Raw genomic sequence first — 12,718 nt, 5'->3', positions numbered from 1 at the left:
GAGGGCGACTGCCGTCCGGAGTCGGCTTCGGCTCCTGGGGCGGCGGTCACCGGGGAACGCCAACACGCCTCACAGGTACGCACATCCGTTGCCGAGAAGTTGATGCTCATACCGCTTCCCGGAGCGCGGTGGCCACCGCATGACACGGACAGACACAGTCCGGACGCAGGCAGAGGGCGTGCACGTCGGCGAGACCGGTCACCGAGGCGCTACGGCAAGCAATGCCGTACGGGCCGTCCGCCCCCGCCCACAGCCCACCCAGGTCAGCCGCCGCCCCCTCGGCCACATCAGCGGAAGTGATCGGGTCACCACGCCACAACAGCGTCACCTCATGACCCGGACAGTACGCACCGGTATCGCCCTCGACCGGCAACTCGTGCGCGTCCCCCTCCGCGTAGCGCCTCATCCGCGCGCCTCCCGCCAGGCCCGGTGTTCGTCTTCCTCCAGTGCTGGCACCGACTTCACGAATCGCCCCCAGTGCAGAGGCGGCACTCGCATGCGGCAAACTCGTTTGAAAACTCCGGTTCTTCGAGCGGAATCACCTCGGCCTCCGGCCGGAGCACCCGGGCACGACCCTCGCGATCCACCTCGTACACCTTGATCGTCATCGTCACGACAAACGCCTTCCACTACCCTCTGTCGCAGGGCTGTCACTGTGACTACGACGGTAGAGAGCAAGGGCCGCCGCTTGAACTGACTGCGGGTACGGGTGCCCGACGGGCAAAGGGGGCGCTATGGACAGCGGATCACGCACCACCCTGACCAGCGGTCGGGGAATGCCGCAAAGAAGCCGCGGCGGCACAGTGTCCGGGTACGTATTCCGCCGGATCCGCGAACAGCTGGACCACACACAGGAGGCCCTCGCGGAGCAGTTGCGGGTCTCGCCCGACACGGTCGCGGGCTGGGAATCGGGGCGTCGGCCTTTGACCGCTGTCCCGGTCGGGCAGATACTCGTACACCGCCATCAACTCTTACGCCTGGGCAGCGCGCCCGTCCTGCTCCTCGCTCTGGAACGGGCCACGGAGGCCGACGTACTTCTGGCGGCCACTCTCAACGAGGACGTACCCACCGAGGACAGCCCGATCGGCGCGTGGGTTATGCAGCGTGAGCTGGTCGAGTTGCTTTCCTGGCCACTCAACGGCGTGGCTCCAACGCCGCTGCGATCCTTACCCGCCTCTCCGCGACCGCGCAGGGGGCCCGCGCCGCGAGGTCCCGAGCTGTCCGCTGCCGACCGCAGGCGCTTCTTCTCCCGCATGCGTCAAGCCGCCGAGCAGGCGCGAGGCAAAGACCGCTTTCTATTGCGCCGTCAAGCCCTCTACCTGGCCGGGTATGACGACGCGTCCGACACCTCCGACTGGCTGGCCCAGCAGCAACGGACCGAACGCCCTGACGGGTGGCTGGCAGCCTGGCTCAACGCCCGTTCGGTCGCAGCCGTCGCCGCCAGACAGGGCGACCGGGACCGCATGAGGCACTTCATCAGCGTGACACTCGCCGAAAACGACGCAGGCGAGGCAGCAAACCTCAACTATTGGGCTTACTGGATCGGTGAGACACCGCACATCCAACTCTCCGACGACTTCATCGCCACCACGCACCCGGGCCCGTGGCCCGGCGACAAACTCATGCGCCACCTGGTTCGTGGCCTGACCCCGGACCATGGCTTCTTCGACTTGAACGTTCATACCCTGTGGGCCCTGCTCGCCGCACGTCCCAACCTGCTGCGACCCGAAACCGCGAGCAGGAACGAACTACGCGCATCCCTCCCTGTGATGTTGGATAGTCGAGAGCTGTCGGCACGGACGCGCCGGGAGCTGGAGGGCATCCGGTATGCAATCCGCCTCGCCGAGGCGTGAGAGGAGAGGGTCGTGGCTGACGACCTGTCCGCGGTGGGCCGCTTCCTGTACGAAGCGGGCACGCTCAAGCAGACGCGGCGCACCGGGTGGTGGATGGCCGGGGTCCGTGATCCGGAGAGCGTTGCCGAGCACTCGTGGCGTACGGCCTTGATCGCCACGATCATCGCGAAGCTGGAGGGCGCGGACCCCGCGCGCGCCGCCTATCTCGCTGTGTGGCACGACACGCAGGAGACCCGGACCGGCGACGTGAACCACCTCGGGAAGAGGTACGCGCCTGCCGGCGACCCGCAGGAAGTCACCGCCGCCCAGACGGCGGGTATGCCCGACGTGCTCGCCTCGGCGGTCCGCGAACTGATCGCGGAGTACGAGGCGAAGGAGTCGCCGGAGGCGGTCTGCGCCCGGGACGCGGACAAGCTGGAGTGCATGCTCCAGGGCATCGAGTACAAGGCCCAGGGTTACGAGAACGCCCAGCGCTGGATCGACAACAGCCGCAGCCGACTCGTCACCGAGACCGCCAACCGCCTGGCCGACGAACTTCTGGCACAAGGAAGCCTCGACTGGCTGCGCGCAGCCCTGGGGGAGGGCAAGAAGTAGCCCTCCCCCGAAACTCGGGTCCCGAGCCCTGAGCTTCGGGCCTCGGGCTTCGGGGCGGTCGGGTCACTCTTCCGGGGTACATGAGTGGGGCCCGGGCCCGGAACTCGGGTGCCGGGACCCGAGCTTCGGGATGCGGGACCCGGGGTTCGAGCGCCTTCTGTAACCGGTAGGGAGAAGCAGGGGGTTGGGAAAACCTCCCCTCCCTCCCCACCCCGTCACGGTCAGCAAGTATGACTAATCGTGACGGCTTGCGGCACAGCGTCACGACTGCTTACGGTGCGAGAACCAAACGACCCCGACCAGTGTTGGAAGCACCGGGCCGGGGTCTCACCGCACGATCGAGAGAAAGTCGATCCCTTGGCTACTCAGCACACTAGCTCCGCCCTGCCCGCGCCCGCACGCTCCGCCGCGCACCCGATGGCCAAGCCCGGCTACGGCAAACGCTCCGCACCCGACCAACAGGCCCGCTCGCGACACGACTTCGCGCTCCTCCCGGCCCGCGAGCGGTACGTCGCCGGGTTCATCGACCACCTCCCCGAGGGCGCCTCGATGAGCGTGAAGACCCTGGCCAAGCAACTCCCGCTCTATGGGCAACAGGCCATCTCCACCGCCCTGACCAGCCTGTCCGTCGCCGGCCACCTGCGGCGCGTCCGATGCGCGGTCGGCGTGGGTGACGAGACCCGCTGGGCGTTCCGCACCTTCTGGTCCCGCACCGCACGCGACAACGACTGGTGGAACGCCTACCTCGCCACCGAGGACGCCGGGGCCGCCCGCCCCGCGCCCGGAGTGACGGCCTCCTCCACCGCCGCCCCTCCGCCTCCCTGGGTCCCGGCCGAGGACCCGCCCGCGCCCGCGCTGTCAGGCGGGCCCCAAGGAGCAGCCACCCCGGAATCCCCGGAGCCATCTCACGCGGACGCCGCCCCGGGGCCCGCAGAGCCTGCGGAGACCACGGCCCCCGCCTCCGTACCGCACCAGCGCACCCCGGCCGATCCCCCGGGCACAGCGCCCGCACCGGGCCCGGCCCAGGGCTCGGCTCCGCCGGCGGGAGCGACCGCTCCGACCGCCGCACCCCACTCCCCTGCCTACCTCGCCCTGGCCCGACTCGGCCGCACGGACCGACGCCTGGCGTTGTCCGCCGACGACTGCGCCGTCTTGGAGTCGGCGGCTGCGGCCTGGTTCGCCCGGGGTGTGGACGCGGACTACCTGACCGCCGCCCTCACCGCAGGGCTCCCCGAGCGCGTCGACTCCCCGGTCGGCTTCGTCCGCCGCCGCCTCACCGACAAGATCCCGCCCCGGCTGCCCGCCGAGCAGGCCCTGCCCGACGCACCCGCCCGCCGCGTTCTGGTGGAGTGCACCGACTGCGGCGCCCCCGGACGCCCCGAGGCCCTCCCCGACGGGCTCTGCCGCCCCTGCCGCGCCGCCCACCACTCCGGGGCGGCCGCTTCCCCGGCATGTACCGCCGAGACAGCGGGCGGCGCCCGCGACATCGAGGCATACGTCGCCGGCCTCCGTGACTTGCTCAAGGCCCCTTGAGGGCTGTTGCAGGGTCTCGGTGCGACGCGGTCTCCCTTGCCGACGTGTCGTCCCTCTCTGTTGAAGGTCCTGACAGAAGCCTCTGATGGTGCGGCTGTCGGCTTGGTTGCTCGTTGGGCTGTCCGTGGGGAAGCGAGCGTCGCTTCCGTGGATCGTCCCGGATGAACTGCGGTCGCTCGTTGAGCGGTTGTCGCCGCACGCGTTCTCCGTGTCCCTCAGCCCTTCACCGATGACGCCGACACGGTACGGGTGGGAGGCCGTTCTTCAGTGGCCTCCGGTCGTGTCCACCCCTGTGAGGTGTTCGGAGAGCCAGGTGTGGACGGCGATGGCGGTCGTGCTGGAATGATCCTCCAGAACGGTGAAGTGGTCCCCGGGCACGGTGATCTCGGAGTGCGGCAGGCTCCACGCCTCGGCGGCCTCGATGCCCGGCAGGCGCTCTCCGGCCCGGACGAAGAGAGTGGGAGCCGCCAGTTCCGCCGGCTTCCAGCGGGCGTAGAGCTCCAGGTAGCCGGCCATCGCGGTGAGCCGGTCGGTCTCGGCCGAGGCGAACTGCGCGGAATTGTCCAGCATGCCCGCCGTCATCGCCGAGAGCGCGGACCCGTCACCGCGGTCGCCGCCGAGGCCGCTGTCCTCGCACGGGTAGGTGTCGATCAGTACGACGGCGGACGGGGCCAGGCCCATGCGCTCCAGCTCCTCGGCGACCGCGTGTGCCACCCATCCGCCGGCCGAGCGCCCCAGCAGGACGAACGGCTCGCCGCCCGCACACGCGCGCACGCCGGCGGCCTGTACCGCCACGAAGGCGTCCCGCGTGGCCGGCAGCGGTTCCTGCGGCAGGAACCCGGGGTTGGGCAGGACCGAAACCGGACGCCGGCCCTGGAGAGCCGCCCCAAAACGGGCGTACTCGTGCGGCCCCGACAGAGCGCTGAGGGCGGGGAAGCAGATCAGGCGGGGCCCGGAACCCCCGGCCGCAAGAGTGACGGCCGAAGGTGGCGAGCCGAAGGCCTCGGGGCCCTCGAACACCTCACGGAAACGTGACGCGATCGTCAGGAGGACCATCCCGTCCCACGCCTTGCCACGGGCGCACGCCGCGCGGAAGAGCGCGGACAAGGAGTCGGCGTCCGCGCCCTTCGGAGTCGAGGCCCTTTCCGCGGCACCGTCCTGCCGCCGGGAGGAGCCCCCGCCCGGGGCGGTCCCGGCCGCACCGGGGCCGGTGGTGCCGGGAGCGGCCAGAGGTCCGAACGCTTCGGGGGCGTCCTGGGACCAGCGTTCCGCCAGGTGGGCGGCGACCCCGCGCGGCGTCGGGTAGTCGAACAGGAGCGTGGCCGGCAAGGCGAGTCCCGTGAGCCCCTCGAGCCGGTTGCGCAACTCGACCGCGGCCAGTGAGTCGAGGCCCAGTTCCGCCAGCGCGCGGTCCGCTTCGACCGCGAAATCCTCCGAGCCGTGGCCGAGTGCCAGGGCGGCCTCCGCTCGGACCTGCGCGAGGAGCAGAGCGCCGCGTTCGTCCGGAGGCGTGGCGGCCAGCCGACGGCGAAGGGAGTCCCCGCCGTCGGTGCCGGGCCCGGCGAGCGATGCGGAGGCGCTCCGTACGGGTCCCCGGCCCGGTACCCGGGAGAGCGGCGCCCCAGGTGCTGCGGATGCCCCGGTTGCCGCCGGGTCGAGACGAGCTGCCACCAGGACGGAGTTCCGTCCTTCGACGGCGGTGTCGAAGAGCGAGAGGCCTTCCTCGGTCCGCAGCGGGACGAAACCGGAACGGGCCATCCGGCGCAGGTCGGCGTCCCGGAGCGTGGCCGTCATCCCACCGCTCTGCTGCCACGGCCCCCAGGCGAGAGAAGTGCCGGGCAACCCGAGCGCCCTGCGGTGCCGTGCCAGCGCGTCCAGGAACGAGTTCGCCGCCGCGTAGTTGCCCTGGCCGCCGGAGCCGAACACCCCGGCCACCGAGGAGAACAGGGCGAACACCGCCAGGTCGCTGCCCCGGGTCAGCTCGTGCAGGGCCAGGGCCGCGTCCGCCTTCGGCCGCAGTACGCGGTCCAGCCGCTCCTGTGTGAGCGCCGGGATCACACCGTCGTCCAGGACCCCCGCGGTGTGCACCACGCCGGTCAACGGGTGCGCCTCCGGCACGCCCGCGAGCAGTTCGGCGAGCGCCGTACGGTCGGCGACGTCACAGGCCGCCACCGTGACCTCCGCGCCCAGGCCTGTGAGTTCCGCGCGCAGCTCGGCGGAGCCGGGCGCATCGGCTCCCCGCCGCCCCACGAGCAGCAGGTGACGCACCCCGTGCGCGACCACGAGGTGACGGGCGAACTCCCTGCCCAGCGAACCGGATCCCCCGGTGACCAGGACGGTGCCGTCCGGGCGCAGCCGACGCGACGCCCCATCGGCCGTCTCCGTTGCCGCTCGGGACGCGCGGACCAGTCTCGGCACGTACGCGACACCGTTGCGTACGGCCGTCTGCGGTTCGGGGCTCGTCAGGAGCCGTACCAGGGCCCCCGCGGAGGCGGGGTGGTCATCGACGTCGACCAGCGAGAAGCGGCCCGGGTTCTCGGTCTGCGCCGAGCGGAGCAGACCCCACACGGGTGCGTGGACGAGCGCGGCATCGTCGTCGCGGCTGCTGCCGTCCCGCTCGGCTCCGGTGGCGACCACGCCCGAAGTGAGGACGACCAGACGTGAGCCGACGAGCCGTTCCTCGGCGAGCCAGGCCTGTACGAGCCGCAGCGCCCAGCCGGCCGTACGGTGGGCGGCCGACGCGCGGTCCGTCCGGTCGGCCCCGGTGAGCGGAGGGCAGGCGAGCACGACGGCAGGTGCGTCTGCGGCCACCGAGGCCGGATCCGGATAGGCCGTCGGACCGATGCCCGCCCGCAGAAGTGTGTCGTCCAGGCGCGGGCCGGGCTCGCCCAGGAGCCCGTACCGAGGCGGCTCCCCCGGCGTCGGGACGGAGGAATCCGGCAGACGCGTCCAGTCCAGGAGGAACAGACAGTCGCTGTGCGCGCGTACGCTGCTCAACTGCTCGCGGGAGAGCGGCCGCAGGGCGAGCGAGTCCACCGTGGCGACGGGGGCTCCGGTCCCGTCGGCCAGCTCCAGCCGGGCTCTGTTCCGCTCCGCCCGGGACACCCGCACCCGCAGGGTGCGGGCGCCGGACGCGTACAGCCGCACACCGCTCCAGGCGAACGGGAGCGACAGCAGTGCCCCGGTTCCGCTGCCGGTGTCGCCGTCTTCACCGTCCGGGACGGTCTGGTCCAGCGTCAAGGTGTGCAGCGCCGAATCCAGCAGGGCCGGATGCAGGGTGAAGAGGTCGGCGTTTGCGTGTTCCCCCTGCGGGAGTTCGATCTCGGCGAGGAGGTCCTCGCCCAGGCGCCAGGCAGCCCGCAGGCCCTGGAAGGCCGGTCCGTAACGGAGCCCGCTGTGCGCGAGTCCCTCGTAGAGGCCGATACCCGCCTCGGTGCCGAGCGGCAGCGGGACAGCGCCCGTCGGCGGCCAGGGGGACGGCGCGTCCGCGGAGGTCCGCGGTCGCGGAAGGCCGGAGTCCGCAGGGGCCAGGACTCCGGAGGCATGGCGGTTCCAGGGGCCGTCGTCGTATCCGGGGGCGTGCGTCCGCGCGTGGAACACCACGGCCCGGCGCCCGTCCGCGTCCGCTCGCGCCACCTTCACCTGGAGTTCGACAGCCTCGTCCAAGGAGAGCGGAAGCGGCGCGGTCAGCGTCAGTTCCTCCAGTACGGAGGCGCCCACCCGGACCCCGGCGCGGATCGCCATCTCGACGAAGGCCGTCGCCGGCAGGAGCACCGTGTCCATCACCGTGTGGTCGGCGAGCCAGGGCTGGTCGCGCAGGGACAGCCGACCGCTCAGCAGCAGGCCGTCGTCGTCCGCCGTCGACGTCACCGCTCGCAGGAACGGGTGGGACGCGGCGTCCGGCTCCGCCGCGGACCCCGGAAGGTCGGCGTCCAGCCAGTACCGCTCACGCTGGAACGCGTAGGTGGGCAGCGCCGCACGCCGTGCGCCACGCCCGGCGAAGACCGCCTGCCAGTCCACGTGCACCCCGTGCGCGTGGAGCGCGGCCACCGTGGTGAGCAGCGCCCCGGCCTCGGGACGCGGGCCACGAAGCGTCGGGACGGCCAAGGGCGTGGAGCTGTCCGCACGGCCGCCCGAGGTGGCCGTCACCGTGGCCGTCGGGCCGGGGCCGGGGAAGGCGTCACGTGCCAGGCCCACGAGCACACTGTCCGGGCCGAGCTCCACGAAGTGCGTGGCCCCCCGCTCCCGCAGGTACCGCACCGTGTCGGCGAAACGGACCGGCCGGCGAACATGGTCCACCCAGTACCGGGGTGAGCAGATCTCCTCGGCGGTCGCGGGCCGGTCCGCCACCGCGGTGACGAGGGGGAGTTCCGGTGGGGAGTAGACGATCCCCCGCGCGACCGGGCCGAAGGCTTCGAGCATGGGTTCCATGTGCGCGGAGTGGAACGCGTGGCTCACCCGTAGAAGGGTGGCCCCACGTCCCTGTTCGCGCCAGTGCGCGATGACCTCCAGCACCGCGGGCTCGTCCCCGGAGACGACCACGGAGCGACCGTTCACGGCTGCGATGTCCACCTCCCGCGGTGTGTCCCCTCCGCCCGCCAGATACGCGGTGACCTCGCTCTCGTCCGCCTGTACGGAGGCCATCGCGCCGCCGGCGGGCAGCGCGTCCATCAGCCGGCCCCGCGCCGCGACCAGGGTGCAGGCGTCCGCGAGGGACATCACACCGGCGACGTGCGCCGCCGCCAGCTCGCCGACCGAGTGCCCGGCCACCATGTCGGGGCGTACGCCCCAGGACTCCAGCAGCCGGAACAGCGAGACCTCCAGAGCGAAGAGTGCGGGCTGCGCGAAGCGCGTCGTGTGCAGGAGCCCGCCCGCTCGCGAGGCCTCGGCACCCCCGGTGCCCTCCCGGCCGCCCTCGGCGTTCTCGGTGGCGAACACCACGTCCCGCAGTGGCCGCGGCAGAAGCGGGTCCAGCAGTGCGCAGATCTTGTCGAAGGAACGGGCGTAGACGGGATGGGTCTCGTACAGCTCCCGGCCCATGCCCGCCCGCTGGCTGCCCTGCCCGGTGAACATGAAGACCACCGGTCCCGCCGGGCGGGGACCGCTCGTGCTCAGGCCCGGCCGGCAGCGGCCTTCCGCCACCGCGTCGAGCGAGGCGAGCAGTTCGTCGCGGTCCCCGGCCACCACCACCGCGCGGTGCTCGAAATGGGCGCGGGTCGTGGCCAGCGAGAAACCGAGGTCCAGCAGGTCCGCTCCGGGGCGTTCCCCCACGTGGGCATGGAGTCGCCGGGCCTGCGCCCGCAACCCCGAGGCGCTCTTCGCCGACACCGGGAACGGCACGGCCGACACCGGTGCCCCGGCCGTCCGGGCGGCCGGGGATCCGCTGTCCGGGGACCGCCTGTCCGGGCGGCCCGAGTCGTCGGGCTCCTCCCCAGGCGCCTGCTCGATCACCACATGCGCGTTGGTTCCGCTGATCCCGAAGGACGACACACCCGCCCGCCGGGGCCGCCCGGTCCGGGGCCAGGGCACCGAACGGGACAACAACGACACCGCCCCCGACGACCAGTCCACGCCGGGGTTCGGCTCCTCGGCGTGGAGCGTACGCGGCAGTACGCCGTGCGCGATCGCCTGGACCGTCTTCATCACAGCGGCCATGCCCGCCGCCGCCTGCGTATGCCCGATGTTCGACTTGACCGAGCCCAGCCACAGGGGGTGTTCCCGTGCACCGGCCTGCCCGTATGCCTCCAGGAACGCCTCAGCCTCGATGACGTCACCGAGTCGGGTGCCCGTGCCGTGTGCCTCCACCGCGTCGATCTCCGCGGGTTCCAGCCGCGCGTCGGCCAGCGCCCGGCGGATCACCCGTTGCTGCGCCGGTCCGTGCGGGGCGGTGAGGCCGTTGCTCGCACCGTCCTGGTTCACCGCGGAACCGCGCACCACGGCCAGGACCGGGTATCCCGCCCGCCGGGCCTCCGACAGCCGTGTCAGCAGCAGCATCCCCGCGCCCTCGGCCCACCCGGTGCCGTCCGCCGCCGCCCCGAACGCCTTGCAGCGGCCGTCGGGGGCCAGTGCGCGTTGCCTGCTGAACTCGACGAAGGAGCGAGGTGCCGACATCACCGTGACGCCGCCGGCCAGCGCCAGTGAGCACTCGCCCCCGCGCAGGGCCTGCGCCGCCAGGTGCAGGGCGACCAGCGACGACGAGCACGCCGTGTCCACCGTGACCGCCGGGCCTTCCAGGCCCAGGGTGTAGGCGATACGGCCGGAGGCGACGCTGCCCGCGTTGCCGATGCCCAGGTAGCCCTCCACCCGTTCCGGTGTGCGGGCGATACGGCCGGCGTAGTCGCTGTACATGAGTCCGGCGTACACGCCGGTGGGCGTGGAGCGCACCGTACCGGGATCGATCCCCGCGTGTTCGAAAGCCTCCCAGGCGACTTCGAGCAGCAACCGGTGCTGCGGATCCATGGCCAGGGCCTCGCGGGGCGAGATCCCGAAGAAGGCCGGGTCGAAGCGGTCGACACCGGAGAGGAAGCCACCGTCGCGTACGTAGGTACGGCCGGCCCGTCCGGGGTCCGGGTCGTAGAGCCCGTCCACGTCCCACCCCCGGTCGGTGGGGAAGGGGGTGATGGCGTCGACACCGTCCTCGACCAGCCGCCACAGGTCCTCGGGGCTCTCCACGCCGCCGGGGAAGCGGCACGCCATTCCCACGATGACCACGGGGTCCTCGTCCGTACCGGTGCCCTCCGGACGGCTGGGCGTGGCGGTCGTCGTCCGGCCGGTGAGCCGCTCCCGAAGATGTGCGGCGAGCTCGTCCGTGGTGGGGAAGTCGAAGGGCGCGGCCTCGGACAGCGGGAGACCGGTCGCCGCCGACAGACGGTTGCACAGCACCGTCGACGTCAACGAGTCCAGCCCGAGGTCACGGAACGCGGTGCCCTGTTCCACCTCGTCCACGGCGCAGCCGAGCACGGCGGCGACCTCGGACCGCACCAGAGCCGTCAGGTCCACCTGCCCTGCCTCCGTCAGCGAGAGGCCCCCGGCCGGCAGAGGGCGCGCGGGCAGGCCGGCGAGCTCGTACCGCCTGACCTTGCCCGAGGCGGTACGCGGGATCGCGTCCACCTCGTGGAGGATCACGGGCACCTTGAACGGTGAGAGGTGTTTCCGACAGCCGGCGAGGATCTCCCTCCTGTCGAGGACACCGGCCTTCGCCGGAACCAGGTAAGCGGCCGGGACCTCACCGAGTACGTCGTCCGGGACGCCCGCCACGGCGGCGTCCCTGATTCCCGGCAGCGCCAGCAGCACCGCCTCCACCTCGGAGGGATGGACGTTCTCCCCGGCCCGGATGATCAGTTCGCTGACCCGGCCCGTGAGGGTGAGTTCACCGCCGGGGCCGATTCGGGCCAGATCGCCGGTTCGGTACCACCCGTCGCGCAGGACCTCGGCGGTGTCGTCGGGACGCTGGTGGTAACCGGCCATGACACCGGGTCCGGAGACCCACAACTCGCCCTCGCCCGGGACCTCGGCGTTGCTGCCGTCGCCGATACGCGCCCGCATGCCGGGCAGCACACGGCCGCAGGAGCCGGTTTCCCGGGCGGTGCCCGGTGCCGTCATGGTGACGGGCCCTGCCTCGGTGCTTCCGTAGTGATCGAGGAACGGAACCCGGCAGACTTCCTCGAACGCCCGCTGGAAGGCGGGAGGCGCGGCCGCGCCTCCGCTGACGCAGCCACGCAGCGCGGGCGCCTCCAGCCCGTGGGTGCCCACGGCGTCGAGGAGCTTGCCGTACGTCGCCGGTACCCCGGCCAGGAGCGTGAAAGGGTCGTCGGTCCGGCGTAGTTCACCCAGCACATCCGCCACGGCGAATCGCGGCAGGAGCAGGGCGGACGCTCCGGTCACGGTCACCCCGAGAACGCACAGGAGCTGCCCCATGGCGTGGTGCAGTGGGAGGGGCCAGAGCAGGCGGTCATCCGCCGACAGGCCGAGGACGGTGACGAAACCGGCCGCCACCGACGACAGCCGGTTGCGCTGAGTCGACAGCACCCCCTTGGGCAGACCGGTCGACCCGGAGGTGTAGAAGAGCCAGGCCACCTCGTCGAGCCCGAGATCGTCAGGAGCCGGCGCGGGCGGCTCGGTGACGGCCAGGGTCGCGTAACGGAACATGCCCGCTTCGTCGGCCCGGTCGTCGCTCGCCCTGGCCGCCGGGCATGCGCCTCGCGTCCCGGCATTCCGGTCCTCGTCCTCGACGAGCACCACGCTCAGCCGGGGACGCTCCGGGAGCAACGGCAGCAACCGGCTCAGGGAGGAGCGGTCGGTGAAGACGACCCGGGCCCCGCTGTCGTCCAGCAGGTGCGCCAACTCGGCGGTGGTGCTCCGCGAGTCCATCGGCGCACCGACCGCGCCCGCCCTGAGGACGGCGAGGACGCTCTCGACGGCCTCCACGCGACTGCCCAGGAGGATCGCCGCGCGCTCCCCGTGCCGCAGACCGAGGTTGACGAGATGCCCCGCCAGTCTGCCTGTTCGCTGTTCCAGCTGTTCGTAGGTGACACGGGAACGGCCGTCCTGGAAGGCGGTCTTGGTCCCGAGAAGCCGGGCGTTCTCCCGGAGCAGATCCGGCAGAGGACGGAGAGGGGCCGGGTGCGCTGTCACAAGGACGAACACTTCCTTTGGACGGGAGCTGTCGATGATCACGATAGAGGACCGGTCCGCCGGGGACGCTGCCCGGCGAACCCGCAACGGGTCGGACCAAGCGT

6 protein-coding genes are annotated in these 12,718 nt (G+C 72.2%); 3 read left to right on the top strand and 3 right to left on the bottom strand.

Annotated elements, in window-relative coordinates:
- Window positions 1–106: 106 nt before the first annotated feature.
- On the bottom strand, window positions 107–406 hold the full coding sequence (locus ACH4RG_RS04355; protein ID WP_397927630.1) for a hypothetical protein: 300 nt from the start codon (window positions 404–406) through the stop codon (window positions 107–109).
- Between the two features lie 55 nt (window positions 407–461).
- Window positions 462–614 (bottom strand): hypothetical protein, encoded by a 153-nt coding sequence (locus tag ACH4RG_RS04350; RefSeq protein ID WP_397927629.1) that lies wholly within the window; start codon window positions 612–614, stop codon window positions 462–464.
- A gap of 120 nt (window positions 615–734) precedes the next feature.
- Here ACH4RG_RS04350 and ACH4RG_RS04345 point away from each other — a divergent pair, with 120 nt between their 5' ends.
- The 3 genes from ACH4RG_RS04345 (at window position 735) to ACH4RG_RS04335 (ending at window position 3,980) form a co-directional block, all read left to right on the top strand.
- The gene (locus ACH4RG_RS04345) at window positions 735–1,853 is read left to right on the top strand and encodes a helix-turn-helix domain-containing protein (RefSeq protein ID WP_397927628.1); all 1,119 of its coding nucleotides are present in this window, start codon (window positions 735–737) and stop codon (window positions 1,851–1,853) included.
- Between the two features lie 12 nt (window positions 1,854–1,865).
- Entirely contained in the window at window positions 1,866–2,447 is a 582-nt protein-coding gene (locus ACH4RG_RS04340) for an HD family hydrolase (RefSeq protein ID WP_398539094.1), read from the top strand.
- Window positions 2,448–2,804: 357 nt separating this feature from the next.
- A complete protein-coding gene (locus ACH4RG_RS04335; RefSeq protein ID WP_398539093.1) occupies window positions 2,805–3,980 on the top strand; it encodes a MarR family transcriptional regulator in 1,176 nt (391 codons plus the stop codon).
- A 264-nt stretch (window positions 3,981–4,244) separates the two neighbouring features.
- Here ACH4RG_RS04335 and ACH4RG_RS04330 read toward each other — a convergent pair whose 3' ends face one another.
- Window positions 4,245–12,614, bottom strand: coding sequence for a type I polyketide synthase (locus ACH4RG_RS04330; RefSeq protein ID WP_398539092.1), 8,370 nt, complete (start codon window positions 12,612–12,614; stop codon window positions 4,245–4,247).
- Window positions 12,615–12,718: the final 104 nt, after the last annotated feature.

The organism is Streptomyces sp. NPDC021019, from assembly GCF_044333295.1.
Classification (GTDB): Bacteria; Actinomycetota; Actinomycetes; order Streptomycetales; family Streptomycetaceae; genus Streptomyces.
Note: the sequence above shows the minus strand (reverse complement) of the source record. Positions and strands in the feature narration are given on the sequence as shown.

Excerpts from the sequence above, each read along its gene's own strand:
- ACH4RG_RS04355 (WP_397927630.1), bottom strand. The coding sequence starts at position 406 with ATGAGGCGCTACGCGGAGGGGGACGCGCACGAGTTGCCGGTCGAGGGC.
- ACH4RG_RS04345 (WP_397927628.1), top strand. The coding sequence starts at position 735 with ATGGACAGCGGATCACGCACCACCCTGACCAGCGGTCGGGGAATGCCG.